Source organism: uncultured Pelagibacterium sp. (genome assembly GCF_963972885.1).
In the GTDB taxonomy this organism is placed as follows: Bacteria; Pseudomonadota; Alphaproteobacteria; order Rhizobiales; family Devosiaceae; genus Pelagibacterium; species Pelagibacterium nitratireducens.
On the sequence record NZ_CAXAXY010000015.1, the window covers coordinates 25,419 to 42,842 of the forward strand.

16 protein-coding genes are annotated in these 17,424 nt (G+C 59.4%); all 16 read right to left on the reverse strand.

The features are described 5' to 3' along the window. Positions 1-317 precede the first annotated feature (317 nt). Positions 318-563 (reverse strand): DUF1467 family protein, encoded by a 246-nt coding sequence (locus AACZ55_RS04530; protein ID WP_338606972.1) that lies wholly within the window; start codon positions 561-563, stop codon positions 318-320. A gap of 8 nt (positions 564-571) precedes the next feature. Further along, positions 572-2,254 carry a ribonuclease J gene (locus AACZ55_RS04535; RefSeq protein ID WP_338606973.1) on the reverse strand — a complete coding sequence of 561 codons (1,683 nt, stop codon included), beginning with the start codon at positions 2,252-2,254 and terminating at the stop codon, positions 572-574. 60 nt (positions 2,255-2,314) lie between these two features. Then, positions 2,315-3,082 carry a biotin--[acetyl-CoA-carboxylase] ligase gene (locus AACZ55_RS04540; protein ID WP_338606974.1) on the reverse strand — a complete coding sequence of 256 codons (768 nt, stop codon included), beginning with the start codon at positions 3,080-3,082 and terminating at the stop codon, positions 2,315-2,317. A gap of 77 nt (positions 3,083-3,159) precedes the next feature. Next, complete coding sequence (gene nuoN, locus AACZ55_RS04545) at positions 3,160-4,605, reverse strand: NADH-quinone oxidoreductase subunit NuoN (protein WP_339643574.1); 1,446 nt, start codon at positions 4,603-4,605, stop codon at positions 3,160-3,162. Between the two features lie 9 nt (positions 4,606-4,614). Further along, the gene (locus AACZ55_RS04550; RefSeq protein WP_339643591.1) at positions 4,615-6,171 is read right to left on the reverse strand and encodes an NADH-quinone oxidoreductase subunit M; all 1,557 of its coding nucleotides are present in this window, start codon (positions 6,169-6,171) and stop codon (positions 4,615-4,617) included. Further along, positions 6,171-8,129, reverse strand: a complete 1,959-nt coding sequence (gene nuoL / locus AACZ55_RS04555) for an NADH-quinone oxidoreductase subunit L (RefSeq protein ID WP_339643576.1) — start codon at positions 8,127-8,129, stop codon at positions 6,171-6,173. Before nuoL ends, AACZ55_RS04550 begins: the two co-directional genes overlap by 1 nt. A gap of 7 nt (positions 8,130-8,136) precedes the next feature. Continuing rightward, positions 8,137-8,451: an NADH-quinone oxidoreductase subunit NuoK gene (nuoK, locus tag AACZ55_RS04560; RefSeq protein WP_338610686.1), complete on the reverse strand. Its 315-nt coding sequence runs from the start codon at positions 8,449-8,451 to the stop codon at positions 8,137-8,139. A 10-nt stretch (positions 8,452-8,461) separates the two neighbouring features. After that, a complete protein-coding gene (locus AACZ55_RS04565; RefSeq protein WP_338606976.1) occupies positions 8,462-9,070 on the reverse strand; it encodes an NADH-quinone oxidoreductase subunit J in 609 nt (202 codons plus the stop codon). Between the two features lie 9 nt (positions 9,071-9,079). Next, positions 9,080-9,568, reverse strand: a complete 489-nt coding sequence (gene nuoI / locus AACZ55_RS04570) for an NADH-quinone oxidoreductase subunit NuoI (protein WP_338606977.1) — start codon at positions 9,566-9,568, stop codon at positions 9,080-9,082. 14 nt (positions 9,569-9,582) lie between these two features. Then, complete coding sequence (nuoH, locus tag AACZ55_RS04575) at positions 9,583-10,617, reverse strand: NADH-quinone oxidoreductase subunit NuoH (RefSeq protein ID WP_338610687.1); 1,035 nt, start codon at positions 10,615-10,617, stop codon at positions 9,583-9,585. Positions 10,618-10,689: 72 nt separating this feature from the next. After that, the gene (gene nuoG / locus AACZ55_RS04580) at positions 10,690-12,783 is read right to left on the reverse strand and encodes an NADH-quinone oxidoreductase subunit NuoG (RefSeq protein WP_339643579.1); all 2,094 of its coding nucleotides are present in this window, start codon (positions 12,781-12,783) and stop codon (positions 10,690-10,692) included. Positions 12,784-12,789: 6 nt separating this feature from the next. Then, a complete protein-coding gene (gene nuoF, locus AACZ55_RS04585) occupies positions 12,790-14,097 on the reverse strand; it encodes an NADH-quinone oxidoreductase subunit NuoF (protein WP_339643581.1) in 1,308 nt (435 codons plus the stop codon). 12 nt (positions 14,098-14,109) lie between these two features. Continuing rightward, on the reverse strand, positions 14,110-15,333 hold the full coding sequence (gene nuoE / locus AACZ55_RS04590) for an NADH-quinone oxidoreductase subunit NuoE (protein ID WP_339643583.1): 1,224 nt from the start codon (positions 15,331-15,333) through the stop codon (positions 14,110-14,112). Beyond that, positions 15,333-16,523, reverse strand: a complete 1,191-nt coding sequence (locus AACZ55_RS04595) for an NADH-quinone oxidoreductase subunit D (protein ID WP_338606981.1) — start codon at positions 16,521-16,523, stop codon at positions 15,333-15,335. Before AACZ55_RS04595 ends, nuoE begins: the two co-directional genes overlap by 1 nt. Further along, a complete protein-coding gene (locus AACZ55_RS04600) occupies positions 16,520-17,122 on the reverse strand; it encodes an NADH-quinone oxidoreductase subunit C (RefSeq protein WP_338606982.1) in 603 nt (200 codons plus the stop codon). The genes AACZ55_RS04595 and AACZ55_RS04600 overlap by 4 nt, the downstream gene beginning before the upstream one ends. A gap of 9 nt (positions 17,123-17,131) precedes the next feature. Next, positions 17,132-17,424, reverse strand: a 293-nt coding sequence (gene nuoB / locus AACZ55_RS04605; RefSeq protein WP_339643586.1) for an NADH-quinone oxidoreductase subunit NuoB, incomplete at its 5' end; no start/stop codon positions are given.

Consider the following 17,424-nt stretch of genomic DNA (forward strand, 5'->3'; position numbering starts at 1 on the left):
CTGCGCAATCAAGCGCAAGGAACGGTCAAAAGGCAAGTCCATGAGCGTTCAACGAGTTTCCTGTCGGTTTTTTGTCATTGCCGCACAAATCTCCAAGTTTGTACTTGTCGCGACAATTTGTCCTTGGTAGGGTCCGCGCCATATAAAGAGAGGTGGGTACAACCCGCCGACGCTGACAACGTCAAGGGAGGAGCACTGGCCGCCCGATCTGTGCGCTGTAAGACCAGTGGATTGTCGCGAAACTTTAATCAGATGCAGGGCCTTAGCCCTGCATTTTTTTGTTCCGGATGAACTGAAAAGCTGGCCAACGGGGCTGTTCAGCTCCAGTATTCCTGTAGCCATGGATTGGACATGCCCCAGAAGATCAGCACGGTCAGGACGGCCGAGATCAGGGTGGTGGCAAGCGCCTTTTGCCAGAGATTGGCCTTGATAGGCGCTCCCGGGTCGGTGCCGTCTGTCACCTCCCCGTCTTCGTGCTGGCCACGCACCCCGAAAGGCAGGACGGCAAAAAGCACGGTCCACCAGATTACAAAATAGATCGCTATATAGGTAAAGGGCTGCATTATCTAAGCTATACCTTATGAACGAACACCTTGACGATGGGCTTGCGCCCCCAAGCAGCATTCAGCTCGGACCGCACGGCACGGCGGATCGCTTCGGCAAAGCGCCCGGTATCGGAGCGGCGCTTTTCGGGGAAACTCTTGATCGCCCCCCGTGCCGCCGACTGGGCGACAGCGCTGAGCGGATCATCATCGTCCGCCAGATCAGGAAGTCCGTCCAGATCGAATTCTGGACCTGAGACGATCTGCCCCCGCCCATTGACCACCAGACTGACGATTGCGACGCCGCCAAAAGCCAGCCGACGGCGGTCGCGCACATTCGATTCCTCGGGCGTACACAGAAGATTGCCGTCGAGATAGAGAATGCCGGTGCGCACTTCGCCGCGGTGGTGCTTGGTGGAGGGAAAGAGCTGAACCATGTCGCCATTGCGGATCGACAGGACGGTCTTGATGCCCTTTTCACGCCCGAAGGCTGCGTGGGCTTCAAGATGCATCGGCTCACCATGGACCGGAATGAGGATGTCGGGCTTGAGCCAATCGTAGAGCTGGGCCAACTCGTGCCGCCTCGGGTGGCCAGACACATGTATCATTTCGTCGCGGCCGGTGACGATCTGGACACCCTTGTCGACGAGTTTGTTCTGGATGTCCTGCACGGCCTTTTCGTTGCCTGGAATGGCCCAGGAGGAAAAGATCGCCATATCGCCGGGCGACAGATCGATTACCGGATGCGAGCCATCGGCGATGCGGGCCATCGCGGCGCGGGATTCGCCCTGACTGCCGGTGGCGATCAAAACGACCTTGTCGCGCGGCAGGTAGCCATAGGCGTCCTGATCAAGAAAATCAGGCACGCCTTCCATCAAGCCCAGTTCGCGGGCAATTCCGGCAATGCGATGCACGGCCCGGCCCGCCGCCACGACCTGGCGGTCGGCCTTGGCGGCTGCGCGCGCGATAGAGATCATGCGACCGAGATTGGACGCAAAGATGGTAACGGCGACGCGATTCTTTGCTGTCGCGATCAAACGCTCGAGATTGACACCGACCTCGGTCTCCGAGGGACTATCGCCCTCTTTCATCGCATTGGTGGAATCGCAGATCAGGGCCACTGGCTTGCCGTCCGAACCGATTTCCTTGAAGCGCTTGATGTTGGTGGGTGCGGTGCCGATCGGGGAAGGATCGATCTTCCAGTCCCCGGTATGGATCACACGGCCGGCCGGCGTTTCGATGAGCAAGGCGTTGGATTCGGGGATCGAATGGGAAACCTCGATGGGTTCGACCTTGAAGGGGCCAACCTGAAAAGGGACACCGGGGGTAAATATCTGGACTTCGACATCGTCCTCGATGTTGTTCGATATCCGCTTTGCCTTGAGCATGGCGGCACCGAAGCGGCCGGCGAAAACGGGCTTGTCGAAGGCTGGCCAGATATCAAGGATGGCGCCGTAGTGGTCTTCATGAGCGTGGGTGAGCACAAGACCGACAACGTTGTCGCTCTCTTCTTCGAGAAACGAGGGATCGGGCATGACCAGTTCGATGCCCGGGAGTTCCGGACCGCCGAAGCTGACGCCGCAATCGACCACCAGCCATTTGCGGTTGTCTGCCGGGCCGAAACCGTAAAGCCCCATGTTCATACCGATCTCGCCAACGCCACCAAGGGGCAGGAAGACCATTTCGTCCTGTCCGGACTGTTTATTTGCCATAGGCCATCGCGCGACCGGATTGCGGTCACGCCCTTTCAAAAATTGGTGGCAATCGCCCTCTCAGCGTAGCGTTGCCGTGGTTCCAAAATGGACGTCGCCCGCCGCTATCGCGATACGATGTCCCTCGTCGTCGCGGACAATCAGATGGCCCGCATCATCAATTGTTTCGAAAATGCCGCGCAGCACACCATCACCGCGCTGAACGGCAACTTCAGCACCGATCCCCGCAGCGCTTTGGCGCCAGCGGTTGATGATCCGGCTGGTACCGGCTCCGTTGTTCCAGATCTCGTAACACTCGACCCAGCTTTCGGCCAGTGCCTCAAAGACCGAGGGGGCATCAAAGGGCGCTCCCAGCGTCGCCAGAGAGGTGGCCGGATACGGCAAACCTTCCGGCGCTGCGACCACGTTGACGCCGATGCCGATAACGATCGCCGTGCGTCCGTCGGGGCGCTTCTGCGCCTCAAGCAGGATACCGGCGAGCTTGGCACCGTCGGCGAGCACATCGTTTGGCCATTTCAATGCTATGCGTGCTCGCCCCCCGCCGGCGGTGCCGTCTGCACCATCGATCCCGCCCCGAATTGCAGCCGCGGGAATCAAACGCGCCAGAGCGGCGTTGAGCGCCACTCCGGCGACGAAGCCCAGGCCGGCAAGGCCTGCAGCTGGGGCATCAGGCACCATCATCAGCGAAGCTGCAAGATTGCCATGGGGGCTTTCCCATGCCCGACCACGACGGCCTCTGCCCTCGGTCTGCTGCAGGGCTGCGAACCACGTTTTTCCCGCATCGCCCGACATTGCAGCGTTCATGGCTTCGGCGTTGGTCGAACCCACGCTGTCAAAGCCGATTACTCGATAACCAGCCCTAACAGCGCTTTCAGGAAGAGGAAAGGCGACCACCCGGTCCTGCTCTAAAAAAGGGAGTTGGCGGCGCCATGGGCGATGGCCGTCAGAGGCGCCCCTACCGTGAAAAAGTAGCTGAGCACCAAAAAACCCGTGAGTGCCATCACGACGCGCAACTCGATGGCTGGCACCGCATAGGACTGGGTGGGTTCGTCGAAATACATGACCTTGATGATGCGCAGATAGTAAAATGCGCTCACCGCGCTGGCCAGCATGCCAATCACCGCGAGAACGAAAAGCTGGGCTTCGATGGCCGCAAGAAACACCTGCCATTTGGCAAAGAATCCGGCAAGTGGCGGCAGGCCGACTAAGGAAAACATGAACAACGCCAGTATTGCGGCGACGAATGGACGGGATTTGGCCAGACCCGCCAGATCATCTATTGTTTCCACGTAGCCGTCGTCGTTTTTGAGCGCGAGCACGCAGGCGAAGGTGCCAATGGTCATGGTGATATAAACGGCCATATAGATGGCGACACCTTCCACGCCGATGATGTTGCCCGCAGAAAGACCGACCAAAGCGAAGCCGACATGGCCGATGGACGAATAGGCCAGCAGCCGTTTGAGGTTGTTCTGGCCGATGGCCGCAAACGAGGCCAATACCATGGAGGCAATTGAAAGGAAGATCACGACCTGCTGCCAATCGCTGGCGATGGGTTCGAACGCATCGAACACGACCCGAATAAGCAGAGCCATCGCAGCCACCTTGGGTGCGGATGCGAAAAAGGCGGTTACGGGGGTCGGTGCACCTTCATAAACGTCCGGCGTCCACATGTGAAACGGGACTGCGGAAATCTTGAAGGCAATGCCAGCGAGCAGAAAGACCAGGCCGAAGATGATGCCGGGTGTCCGCTCGCCAAGCGCCACGGCTTCGGCGATCTGGTCGAGCTGTGTGTGCCCGGTGAAGCCATAAACCAGAGAGGCACCGTAAAGGAGCATCCCCGACGACAGAGCACCGAGAACGAAGTATTTCAGACCCGCTTCAGTTGCCTTGCCACTGTCGCGCTTGAAAGCTGCGAGAACGTACAGCGCGAGCGACTGCAATTCGAGGCCGACATACAGGCTCATCAGATCGTTGGCCGACACCATCATCATCATGCCCAATGTGGCAAGAACGATAAGGACCGGATATTCGAACTTGTTGAGGCCATTTTCGATGGCACTGGACACCGAGAGGACCAGAGCGAAAGCCGACCCAGCAAGTATGAGAACCTTCATGAAGCGGGCAAAGCCGTCATTGATGAAGCCGCCAGAAAAGATCACGCCTTCCGAGGGAAGGAACGAAACCATCACGGCAATGGCGACCAGAAGACCGATGGCAATACCGGTGATACCAGTCGCTATTTCCTTCTTCGCGAATACGCCAACAAGCAGCAAAACCAGCGCGCCAACGGCGAGCAGCATTTCGGGATAGGCGGGCGCCAGAGAGGCGAAACCGGCAAATTCAGACACCACATTCACCTCCTAATGGGCCGTAGCGGCAGGCGCCGCGACATCGGCCGCAGGCACCGTCACATCGACGAGCGCAGACATCGGTTCGATGCCGACGGCAGCCTGATACTGATCGACAAGCGCGCCCACCGAAGTGGCCATCGCATCCATCAGGGGCGCCGGGTAGAAACCAAAGAGAATGGTGAGGATGATCAGCGGAACAATCGTCACCATTTCGCGGGCATTGAGATCGAGAATGGATTTGAGACTTTCCTTCTCGAGCGCACCCCAGATGATCTTGCGATAGAGCCAAAGGGCATAGCACGCCGACAGGATAACACCGGTGGTGGCAAATACTGCAAACCAGGTGTTGACCTGGAAGATGGCCAGCAACGTCAGGAACTCGCCGACAAAGCCCGAAGTGCCGGGCAGGCCGACATTGGCCATTGTGAAAACCATGAACGCGAACGCGTATTTGGGCATGCGTTCGACGAGCCCGCCATAAGCATTGACGTCACGGGTGTGCATGCGGTCATAGATAACGCCGACCGACAGAAAGAGCGCGCCCGATACGATGCCGTGCGAGATCATCTGGAAGATCGCGCCCTGAACGCCGTAAACATTCCCGGCGAAAATGCCCATCGTCACGAAGCCCATATGCGCGACCGAAGAATAGGCGATCAGTTTTTTGATGTCGGTTTGAACCAGCGCCACCAGCGAAGTGATGATGATCGCGGCGACGGAAAGGAAGAACACGAAGTTCGAGAAATACAGCGACGCATCGGGGAACATGGGCAGCGAGAAGCGCAAGAAGCCATAGCCGCCAAGCTTGAGCAGGATTGCCGCAAGGATCACCGATCCGGCCGTGGGCGCTTCGACGTGCGCCTCGGGTAACCAGCGGTGGAACGGCCACATGGGCATCTTTACCGCCAACGAGGCAAAGAATGCAAGCCAGAGCCAATACTGAACGTTCTCGGGGAAATCGTAATCGAGCAGACGCGCGATATCGAGCGTTCCTGCCTGCCAGTACATGGCCATGATGGCCAGCAGCATCAGCACCGAGCCTATGAACGTGTAAAAGAAGAACTTGTAGGACGCCTGGATACGCCTCTTGCCGCCCCAGATGCCGATGATGAGGAACATCGGAACCAGCGTGCCTTCGAAGAACACGTAGAACATGGCCAGATCGAGCGTCGCGAAAACGCCGATCATCAGCATTTCGAGGACCAGGAACAGCACCATGTATTCACGGATGCGGAAGGTGATCGAATCCCAGCTCGCAAGGATGCACATGGGCATCAACAGCCCGGTCAGCACGATAAACAGCACCGAGATGCCATCCACGCCCATGCGATAGCCGATGACATCGCCGAGCCATGGATGGTTCTGGACGAACTGGAAATCCGCCGTATCGGGATCGAACATGCCCCACATGACCAGCGTGAAAATGAAGGTCACGACGGTCGTGGCAAGCGCGATGCGCTTGATGTTGAGCTGAGCGACGGGGTCGCCCCCAGGGGTCAGCAGAATGAAGAAGGCCCCAACCAGCGGCAGAAACGTAACGATGGTCAGGATGTTGTTTTCAAGGATCATCCCAGAAGTCCCCCGGCGGCGATGGCCCAAGTGATAAGGGCTGCAACGCCGATGAGCATGGCGAAGGCATAGTGATAGAGGTAGCCTGACTGCAGGCGCGTAACGTAGCCGGTTACTTGCCGGACCCGGCGGCCGAGGCCTTCTACCAGGGTCTGATCGACGAGCCAGTCATCGAACCCTTTCCAGAGCGCAGTGCCAATCCAGCGGGCCGGTCGCACGAAGATGGCGTCATAGAGCTCGTCGAAGTACCATTTGTTGAGCAGGAACTTGTAGAGCAGCGGCTGTTCGGCAGCGAGCTGCTTGGGGGCGGACGGGTTGCGGATATACATGTACCAGGCGGTGACGAACCCGATCAGCATGGCCACGGTTGCTGACCACTTTACCCAGGTTGGAACGCCGTGCGCTTCCTCGATAATGTGCTCATCCACGACGATCGCGCCATGGAAGAAGTGCGCGATGTGTTCGGCATGTCCGAAGAAGGCGTCGTAAAACACCACGCCCGCGAGCACTGCACCAATGGCAAGAACGTAGAGAGGGATCAGCATGACGTTCGGGCTCTCGTGAGCATGATCGAACGTATGGTGATCGGCACGCGTCGGGCCGTGGAAGGTGAGGTGCACCAAGCGCCAGGAATAAAAGCTGGTGAACAGGGCGGCGATGACCAGAAGCCAGAACGCAAATGATCCGGCGGTGCCACCAAAGGCATAAGAAGCCTCGATAATCGCGTCCTTGGAGAAGAACCCGGCAAAGCCGAACGAGGTCCCCGGAATGCCGACACCGGTCAGGGCAAGCGTACCGATGAGCATCATGGCATAGGTGATCGGAATCTTGCGGGCGATGCCGCCCATATTGCGCATGTCCTGTTCGTGATGCATCGCGTGGATGACCGAGCCAGCGCCAAGGAACAGCAGCGCCTTGAAGAAGGCGTGGGTGAACAGGTGGAATATGCCCGCTGAATAGGCTCCTACCCCGAGGGCCACGAACATATAACCCAGCTGGGACATCGTGGAATAGGCAATGACGCGCTTTATGTCGTTCTGAACCAGGCCGATGGTTGCCGCGCAGAAGGCGGTTATGGCTCCGATATAGATGATGAACAGGGTCGCCGCTTCGCTCATTTCGAACATTGGCGAGAGCCGCGCGACCATGAACACGCCGGCGGTCACCATGGTCGCAGCGTGGATCAGTGCGGAAACCGGCGTTGGGCCTTCCATGGCGTCGGGCAGCCATGTGTGGAGCAGGAACTGGGCCGACTTGCCCATGGCGCCCATAAACAGCAGCAGGCAGATGACCGTCATCGCGTGGGCATCCCACCACAGGAACGGCATCGTGGCGTCTGCGACACCGGGAAGGACCGCGAAGGTTTCATCGAAACCAAGCGTGCCGATGAGAAAGAAGGTGCCGAAAATACCGAGCGCGAAACCGAAGTCACCGACGCGGTTGACGACGAAGGCTTTGACGGCGGCAGCGCGTGCGGATTCCTTTTGGTACCAGAAGCCGATCAGCAGGTAGGAAGCCAGGCCCACGCCTTCCCAGCCGAAGAACATCTGGACGAAGTTATCGGCGGTCACCAGCATGAGCATGGCGAAGGTGAAAAGCGAGAGATAGGCAAAGAAGCGCGCACGATGCGGATCTTCGTGCATGTAGCCGATGGAATAGAGGTGAACGAGCGAAGAGACTGTGTTGACAACAACCAGCATGATGGCCGTCAGCGTATCGACGCGGAGCACCCAATCGATCTGAAGATCGCCTGAGTGAATCCAGGTCATTACAGTAACCTTATAGGCCTCGCCGTCGCCCAGAAAGAACGGCAGGAAGACGATCCACGAGAGTGCAGCGGCGCCCATCAGAAGCGATGTTGTGATGATTTCCGCGGGCTTGTGCCCGATGGCGCGGCCAAAAAGCCCAGCGACCAGCGCGCCGATCAGCGGCAGGAATACAATTGCCTGGATCATGGCCGCCCTAGCCCTTCATCATGTTGACGTCATCGACCGCGATCGAGCCCCGATTGCGGAAGAAGATCACGAGAATCGCAAGGCCGATGGCGGCCTCGGCTGCGGCGACGGTCAGGATCAGCAGTGCGAACACCTGTCCCACCAGATCGCCCAGATGGGATGAAAAAGCGACGAAGTTGATGTTGACCGCAAGCAGGATCAGCTCCACCGACATCAAGATGATGATGATGTTCTTGCGATTGAGAAAAATCCCGAACACGCCAATGGTGAACAGAATGGCTGCTACGGTCAGGAAGTGACCGAGCCCGACTGCCGGTGTCATCATAATCCCCCTATAGCCCTTTTCCGCTCTCGACCTTGACGATTTCGACGCCCGTCGCCTTGGTCCGCGCGACCTGCGCGGAAATATCCTGGCGCTTGACGTTCGGCTTGTGGCGCAGGGTCAGAACGATCGCTCCGATCATGGCCACCAGAAGCACGAGGCCGCACGCCTGGAAGAGGTAAATGTAGTTCGTGTAGAGCACCCGCCCGAGGGCGCGTGTGTTTTCCACTCCCCCATCGATCGGGAGCACGCCACCAGTTGCTGCGTCCGGAGCCAGATAGGCAGAGCCGGCGACCAACAGCAACTCAAGCAGCAGGATGATGCCGACCACGATACCGATGGGCGCATACTGGAGAATACCGCGCCGTAACTCGCCGAAATCCACATCGAGCATCATGACGACGAATAGGAACAGCACCGCAACTGCGCCGACATAGACCACGATCAGGATCAGCGCCAGAAACTCGGCCCCGGCCAGCATGAAAATGCCCGCCGCATTGACGAAGGCAAGAATGAGAAACAGCACCGAATGCACGGGATTTCGCGAAGAAATCACCATGATCGCCGAAGCAACGACGATGGTCGAGAACAGGTAGAAGAAAAACAGCGGCAAGGTCACCTGTCGCTCCTAACGGTACGGTGCATCAAGGGCGATGTTAGCAGCGAGTTCACGCTCCCAACGGTCGCCATTGGCCAGGAGACGATCCTTGGAGAAGTAAAGCTCCTCGCGCGTCTCGGTTGCAAATTCGAAATTGGGGCCTTCAACGATGGCATCGACCGGGCAGGCTTCCTGGCAGAAACCGCAATAGATGCATTTGACCATATCGATGTCGTAGCGAACCGTGCGGCGGGTGCCGTCGTTCTGACGCGGGCCTGCTTCAATGGTGATGGCCTGGGCCGGGCAGATCGCTTCGCACAGCTTGCAGGCAATGCAGCGTTCTTCGCCATTGGGATAACGGCGCAGAGCATGCTCCCCACGGAAGCGCGGCGAGACCGCGCCCTTTTCGAACGGGTAGTTGATGGTCGGCTTGGGCGCAAAGAAATAGCGCATCGCCAGAAAGAACGTCGATACGAACTCCCTGAGCAGCAGAGCGTCGAGAAACCGCAAGGCTTTCATTTGTGGTTCTCTCCTTATGCCATGCCGCCGTGCCAGCCCCAGCCCGTGAGCTGAAGAACGAAGGCAACGACAACGATCATGACCAGCGAGATCGGCAGAAACACCTTCCAGCCCAGACGCATCAACTGGTCATAGCGGTAACGAGGGACGAAGGCCTTGACCATGGCAAACATGAAAAAGACCAGCGAGAGCTTTAGCACGAACCACACGACGCCCGGGATCCAGGTGAAGGGCGGCAGATCGATCGGCGCCGTCCAGCCCCCCAGGAACAGAATGGTGGTGAGCGCGCACATGAGGATGATGGACACGTATTCGCCCAACATGAACATCATGTACGGGGTCGAGCCATATTCCACCATGAAGCCGGCAACAAGCTCGGATTCGGCTTCGGGAAGATCGAAGGGCGGGCGGTTGGTTTCGGCGAGTGCGGAAATAAAGAAGATGACGAACATCGGGAACAGCGGCAGCCAGAACCAGTTCAGGAAGGTCAGCCACGGCACGCCGAGCACATGGGCCAGGCCACCGGCCTGCTGCGCCATCACGATATGAGTCAGATTGAGCGAGCCGACACACAACAGGACCGTCACGATCACAAAGCCGATGGAAACCTCATAAGACACCATTTGAGCAGCGGAACGGAGGGCACCGAGGAACGGATATTTCGAATTCGACGCCCACCCGCCCATGATGACGCCATAGACACCCAGAGACGATATCGCGAAGATGTAGAGGATGCCGATATTTATGTCGGCGAGCGCCCAGCCCTCAGCAACCGGCACCACGGCCCAGGCCGAAAGCGCGAGAAGGACGCTTACGAGCGGCGCGAGAAGGAAGACCGCCTTGTCGGCGCCGGCCGGAATGACCGGCTCCTTGAAGACGAATTTGAGGAGATCGGCAAAGCTCTGGAACAAGCCGAAAGCGCCGACCACGTTGGGACCACGGCGAATCTGAACAGCGGCCCAGATCTTGCGGTCTGCGAGCAGGACATACGCTGTGAACACCAAAAGGGTCACCAGAAGTAACAGCGCCTTCCAGACAAACCCGACCATGGTGCCGAGCCCGAGGATCGGGGCACCGAGAAGATAGTCGAGCGCGTATACAATCCAGTCCATATCGCTGCCTTACTCCGCGGCCTGTTTCAGACCCGACATAAGCTGCGAACATTCGGCCATTACGGCAGATGCACGCGCTATGGGGTTGGTGAGGTAGAAGTCGCCGACCGGAGAGATCAGAGCGTATGTCGACTTCGGGGCTGCAGTATCTGCCAGAGCGGATACATCGGAAGCACTGCCCGGCGCAATGGCATCGAGCTGAGCAAGGTGAGGATATTCCCCATAAAGCCGCGCACGAAGACCCGAAAGCGAGTCAAACGGCAGCGGCTGGCCGAGAACCGCCGAGAGGGCGCGCAGAATTGCCCAGTCTTCCTTGGCCTCACCGGGCGCGAAGACCGCACGGGCCGTCATCTGAACACGGCCCTCGGTGTTCACGTAGGTTGCTGATTTTTCGGTGTAGGTCGCGGCGGGCAGGATGACATCGGCCCGGTGAGCGCCCGCGTCGCCGTGCGTTCCGATGTATACCACCTTGGTTTCGCCAAGACCCGACATGTCGATTTCGTCAGCGCCAAGAACAAACAGAACGTCAAGCTTTCCCGCGCCGGCGGCCTTGAGCATGCCGGCGGTATCGAGACCGCCCCGTCCCGGAACAAGTCCGATATCGAGGGCACCGACGCGCGAAGCCGCCGTATGGAGGACGGCAAAGCCGTTCCAGTCTGCGGTCAAGGCGCCAGCCGTTTTGGCGATTTCAGTGGCAAAGCCGACAACGTTCTTTGCCGACGCCCCCGTGACCGCACCCTCACCCACGATCACAATCGGGCGCTGGGCCTTTTTGAGCATCTTTGCGAAGCTGCCCTTGCCCGAAGCCAGGTCGGCCAATGAGTCGATCCCTGCGCCGAGATGCGTATAATCGTAAGTCAGATCGGCCGCTTCGCCGATCACGCCGATTTCCACACCGCCGGCGCGCCATGCCTTTCGGATGCGGGCGTTGAGCACGGCAGCCTCACGGCGCGGGTTGGCGCCAATGATAAGAATCGCGTCGGCCTGCTCGATGCCGGCAATCGTGGGGTTGAAGATATACGACCCCCTGCCCTTTTTGGGATCCAGCGCCGAACCGGCAGGGCGAGCGTCAATATTTGACGAGCCCAGCAAGCCCATAAGGTTCTTGAGGGCATACATTTCCTCGACACCGGCCAGATCGCCCGCGATTGCGCCGATACGGCCCGGTTCGGCAGTCTTGACCAGAGCGGCGACCGCGGCGAATGCCTCATTCCACGAGACGGCCCGCAGCTTCTTGCTCTTGCGCACATAGGGGCGATCGAGGCGCTGGGTGCGCAGACCATCCCAGATGAAGCGGGTCTTGTCGGAAATCCACTCTTCGTTGATGCCTTCATGGATGCGCGGCAGGACACGCATGACTTCACCGCCGCGAGAATCGACGCGAATGTTGGAACCGACGGCATCCATGACGTCGATGGATTCGGTCTTGTTGAGTTCCCAGGGACGGGCCTGGAAAGCATAGGGCTTCGAGGTCAACGCGCCGACCGGGCAAAGGTCGATGACGTTGCCCTGCAGCTCGGAGGTCATCGACTGTTCGAGGTACGAGGTGATCTCGGCATCCTCGCCACGGCCGATCAGACCCAGCTCCGAAACGCCGGCGACTTCGGTGGTGAAGCGCACGCAGCGGGTACAGTGAATGCACCGGTTCATGATGGTCTTGACCAGCGGGCCGATATGCTTGTTTTCGACGGCGCGCTTGTTTTCCCAGTAGCGGGACGTATCCACGCCATAGGCCATGGCCTGATCCTGCAGATCGCACTCGCCGCCCTGGTCGCAGATCGGGCAATCGAGGGGGTGGTTGATGAGCAGGAACTCCATCACGCCTTCGCGGGCCTTTTTGACCATCGGCGTGTTGGTGAACATTTCAGGCGCCTCGCCGTTCGGGCCGGGGCGCAGGTCGCGCACGCTCATGGCGCAGCTTGCCTGGGGTTTGGGCGGTCCGCCTTTCACTTCCACGAGGCACATGCGGCAATTGCCTGCCACCGACAGACGCTCATGATAGCAGAAGCGCGGGATTTCCGCGCCAGCTGCCTCGGCAGCCTGCATCAGTGTGAAGTGATCGGGAACCTCGATCAGTTCGCCATCGACCTTGATTTGCGCCATTCGTTCTTACTCCGCCGCAACCGAAGGCACCGCGCCATCGGTGGTGGACTTGTAGGTGTATGCGTCGATCCGCGCTTCAATCACGGGACGGAAATTGCGGATCAGGCCCTGGATCGGCCAAGCCGCGGCATCGCCCAGAGCGCAGATGGTGTGGCCCTCGACCTGCTTGGTGACGGCGAACAGCATGTCGATCTCGCGCTTTTGCGCTTCGCCACGCACCATGCGCTCCATCACCCGCATCATCCAACCCGTGCCTTCACGGCACGGCGTGCACTGGCCGCAGCTTTCATGCTTGTAGAAGGCGGAAAGGCGCCAGATGGCCTTGATGATGTCGGTGGACTTGTCCATGACGATCACGGCAGCAGTGCCGAGCGAGGAACCGACTTCGCGCAGGCCGTCGAAATCCATATGGGCTGAGCGAATTTTTTCGCCGGGCACACAAGGGACCGAAGAGCCGCCGGGGATGACAGCCAGCAGATTGTCCCAGCCGCCACGGATGCCGCCGCAATGCTTTTCGATCAGCACGTCGAACGGCGTACCCATCTCTTCTTCGAAGGTCGCCGGATTGTTGACGTGCCCGGAGACGCAGAAGAGCTTGGTGCCGGTGTTGTTCTCACGTCCCAAACCGGCGAACCATGCGGCGCCACGGCGCAGGATTTCAGGGACGACGGCGATGGACTCGACGTTATTGACGGTGGTCGGACACCCATAAAGGCCCATACCGGCGGGGAAAGGTGGCTTCAGGCGCGGCTGGCCCTTCTTGCCTTCGAGGGATTCAAGCAGCGCGGTTTCCTCACCGCAAATATAAGCACCGGCCCCGTGATGGACGATGATGTCGAAGTCCCAGCCATGAATGTTGTTCTTGCCGATGAGCCTGGCGTCGTAGGCCTGCTTCACAGCAGCTTCGAGCCGCTGACGCTCGCGCATGAACTCGCCGCGCACATAGATGTAGGCGGCGTGGGCGTCCATGGCGCGCCCGGCGATCAGACAACCCTCGACCAGATGATGCGGATCGTGGCGCAGAATTTCGCGGTCCTTGCAAGTGCCCGGCTCGGATTCGTCGGCATTGACGACCAGATAATGAGGGCGACCGTCATTGACCTTGGGCATGAACGACCATTTCAGGCCCGTCGAAAAGCCCGCACCACCACGGCCACGGAGGCCGGAGGCCTTGACCTCGTTGGTCAGCCAGTCGCGGCCCTGGTCGAGCAATTCCTTGGTTCCACTCCACGAGCCGCGACGACGAGCGCCTTCGAGACCCCAGTCTTCCTGACCGTAGAGATTTGTGAAAATGCGATCCTGATCCGTGAGCATCGATCAAATCCCCTAGCGCGGCTTCTTGCCGAAGACGCGGACATATTCGTCAACGCCACCGTCGGCCAGCGCCTTTGCCTGACCTTTCCAGTTGTCCCGGGCAACGCGACCCTTGAAGTTGAGCACCGCATCAACCCGCTCGACTTCGGCGTCTGTGAATGCGGCCACCTGGGCATATTGGGTGATACCCAGATCGTTGAGCTTGCGCTCGATCACCGGGCCGACGCCGGAAATGAGCTTGAGGTCATCTGCAGCGCCTGCGGGACGCTCGAACAGCGGAGCGCTGTCAGGCGTCGTTCCAGCCGATGTCGCAACCGCCTCCTGCCTTTTGCCAGCGCGGCTCGTGGTCTTGGTCTTCTCGCCGGTTTCGCTGGCCGTTTTTTCGACGGCGGGCGATTCAGCGCCGGTCGCGCCCTTGCGGGCGGCCTGATCCGGTTTGCGCCTGGCCGGTCCGGCAGCTTTCCTCTCGGCCGTTTCCGCGTCGGCCTCCGAGACCTTGCCAGCCCCCGACGGGCCCTTGATGGCGGGTGCGGCTTCCTCGTCGATCTTTTGCTTGCGGCCAGGCTTTGTCGCCTTAGCCTCAGCTTCAAGGTGGCCCCTATCCTGATGCGGCGGAGCCTTGGCGGGATCTTCGAGCAGGGTTATCTGTCCGTCCAGCGGCGCTGAGAACTTGCGGCCGTTTTGCGGGCCGGTCGGCACCTTGTCGCCGTCGCCATCACGGAAAGCGATCAGGATTTCCTCAAAGCGCTCGGGCGTCAGATCTTCATAGGTATCGAAACCGATTGTAACCATCGGTGCATTGACGCAAGCGCCTGCACATTCCACCTCTTCCCAGCTCATGGTTCCATCATCGTTGAGATGATGCGGCTCGGCGTGAATGTGTTTTTGGCAAACGGCGCGAATATCTTCGGCGCCACGCAGCATGCACGGGGTGGTGCCGCACACCTGGATATGAGCGCGGGTGCCAACCGGTTGAAGCTGGAACTGGGTGTAAAACGTCGCGACTTCCAAGACACGAATATAGGGCATGTCGAGCATTTGCGCGACCGATTCGATCGTCGCGCGCGACACCCAGCCATCCTGTTCCTGGGCGCGCATGAGCAGCGGAATGACTGCTGACTGCTGGCGTCCGGCCGGATACATGGCGATACGTTTTTTTGCCCACGCCGTATTTTCCCTGGAAAAGGAAAAACTCTCGGGCTGGACTGCTTCTTCTGCAAGGCGACGCACGCTCATTAGCGATCAACCTCTCCGAACACGATGTCGAGGGAACCCAGAATGGCCGAAACGTCAGCCAGAAGGTGCCCGCGACAGAGAAAATCCATGGCTTGCAGATGCGCGAACCCGGGCGCGCGAATCTTGCAGCGATACGGCCTGTTGGTGCCATCGGACACCAGATAGACGCCAAACTCGCCCTTGGGCGCTTCGACGGCCGCGTAAACTTCACCCTCGGGCACGCGGAAGCCTTCGGTGTAGAGCTTGAAGTGGTGGATTAGCGCTTCCATCGAGCGCTTCATCTCGCCGCGTTTGGGCGGAACAACCTTGCCGTCCATTGTCGAGACCGGCCCCTGCCCTTCGGGTGAATTGAGCAGATCAATGCACTGGCGCATGATCAAATTGGACTGACGCATCTCCTCCATCCGGATGAGGTAGCGATCATAGCAGTCACCGTTCTTGCCGACTGGGATATCGAATTCGAGCTGGTCGTAGCACTCGTAGGGCTGGCTCTTGCGCAGATCCCATGCCGCACCCGAGCCGCGGACCATGACACCGGAAAAGCCCCATGCCCAGGCATCCTCGAGCGTAACAGTAGCAATATCAACGTTGCGCTGCTTGAAGATGCGATTGCCGGTAATAAGCTGATCGAGATCTTCGAGAGCCTTGGGGAAGGTTTCGGTGAATTTGGCGATATCGTCGATCAAGTCCTGCGGCAGATCCTGATGGACGCCACCGGGACGCACATAGGCGGCGTGCATGCGCGAGCCCGAAGCGCGCTCATAGAAAACCATGAGCTGTTCGCGCTGCTCGAATCCCCAGAGCGGCGGGGTGAGCGCGCCAACATCGAGCGCCTGTGTCGTGACATTGAGCATATGGGAGAGGATGCGCCCGATCTCGGAATACAGCACACGAATAAGCTGCCCCCGGAACGGCACCTCGATTCCCAAAAGCTTTTCGATGGCCAGGGCAAAGGCGTGCTCCTGGTTCATCGGCGCGACATAGTCGAGGCGGTCGAAATAGGGCACCGCCTGCAGATAGGTCTTGGCTTCGATCAGCTTTTCGGTGCCGCGATGCAGCAGCCCCACATGCGGATCGACGCGCTCGACCACTTCGCCATCAAGCTCGAGAACGAGCCGCAAGACACCATGAGCCGCAGGATGCTGCGGGCCAAAGTTAATGTTGAACGTGCGAACATCGTGCTCGGTCATTGCTTGGCCTTCTCGTCGCCCGGCAGCACGTAATCGGTGCCTTCCCAAGGCGAAAGGTAATCGAAATCCCGAAATTCCTGCGCCAGCTTGACGGGCTCATAGACGACGCGCTTGCGCTCCTCGTCGTAGCGGACCTCGACAAAGCCGGTCAGCGGAAAATCCTTGCGCAGCGGATGGCCGTCGAAGCCATAGTCGGTCAGAATGCGGCGCAGATCGTGGTGCCCGGAGAACAGGATGCCATAAAGGTCGTAGGCTTCGCGCTCGAACCAGTCCGCACCAGGAAAAACGCCGGTAATTGAAGGAACTGGCGTTACTTCGTCCGTCATGACCCGTACGCGAATACGGACATTCTGCTGAGGGCTGAGCAGATGATAGACCACATCGAAACGCTGGGCGCGCTCGGGATAGTCCACGCCACACACATCAATGATGGAAATGAACTGGCAACGCGGGTCGTCGCGCAGGGTGCGCATGACATTGAGGATCGCGTCGGGCTTTGCCTCGAGCGTCAACTCGCCATAGGCGACATTGTACCCATCGAGTGCCTCGCCCAGCTTGAGCGCAATGTACTCGCCGAGTTCAGAAAGAGCGTCTTCCATTGATTGGCCTTATCGCTCGATGGTTCCGGTGCGCCGGATCTTCTTTTGCAACAGCAGCACGCCATACAGCAGTGCTTCGGCAGTCGGCGGGCAGCCGGGAACGTAGATATCGACCGGCACCACGCGGTCACATCCGCGCACCACCGAGTAGGAATAGTGATAATATCCGCCGCCATTGGCGCAGCTGCCCATGGAGATGACGTAGCGCGGCTCGGGCATCTGGTCATAGACCTTGCGCAGCGCCGGGGCCATCTTGTTGGTCAGCGTGCCCGCAACAATCATCAGGTCGGACTGACGCGGAG

Excerpts from the sequence above, each read along its gene's own strand:
- nuoK (WP_338610686.1), bottom strand. The coding sequence starts at position 8,451 with ATGACACCGGCAGTCGGGCTCGGTCACTTCCTGACCGTAGCAGCCATT.
- nuoH (WP_338610687.1), bottom strand. The coding sequence starts at position 10,617 with ATGGTCGGGTTTGTCTGGAAGGCGCTGTTACTTCTGGTGACCCTTTTG.
- nuoG (WP_339643579.1), bottom strand. The coding sequence starts at position 12,783 with ATGGCGCAAATCAAGGTCGATGGCGAACTGATCGAGGTTCCCGATCAC.
- nuoF (WP_339643581.1), bottom strand. The coding sequence starts at position 14,097 with ATGCTCACGGATCAGGATCGCATTTTCACAAATCTCTACGGTCAGGAA.
- nuoE (WP_339643583.1), bottom strand. The coding sequence starts at position 15,333 with ATGAGCGTGCGTCGCCTTGCAGAAGAAGCAGTCCAGCCCGAGAGTTTT.
- AACZ55_RS04530 (WP_338606972.1), bottom strand. The coding sequence starts at position 563 with ATGCAGCCCTTTACCTATATAGCGATCTATTTTGTAATCTGGTGGACC.
- AACZ55_RS04535 (WP_338606973.1), bottom strand. The coding sequence starts at position 2,254 with ATGGCAAATAAACAGTCCGGACAGGACGAAATGGTCTTCCTGCCCCTT.
- AACZ55_RS04600 (WP_338606982.1), bottom strand. The coding sequence starts at position 17,122 with ATGGAAGACGCTCTTTCTGAACTCGGCGAGTACATTGCGCTCAAGCTG.
- nuoL (WP_339643576.1), bottom strand. The coding sequence starts at position 8,129 with ATGATCCAGGCAATTGTATTCCTGCCGCTGATCGGCGCGCTGGTCGCT.
- nuoI (WP_338606977.1), bottom strand. The coding sequence starts at position 9,568 with ATGAAAGCCTTGCGGTTTCTCGACGCTCTGCTGCTCAGGGAGTTCGTA.
- AACZ55_RS04595 (WP_338606981.1), bottom strand. The coding sequence starts at position 16,523 with ATGACCGAGCACGATGTTCGCACGTTCAACATTAACTTTGGCCCGCAG.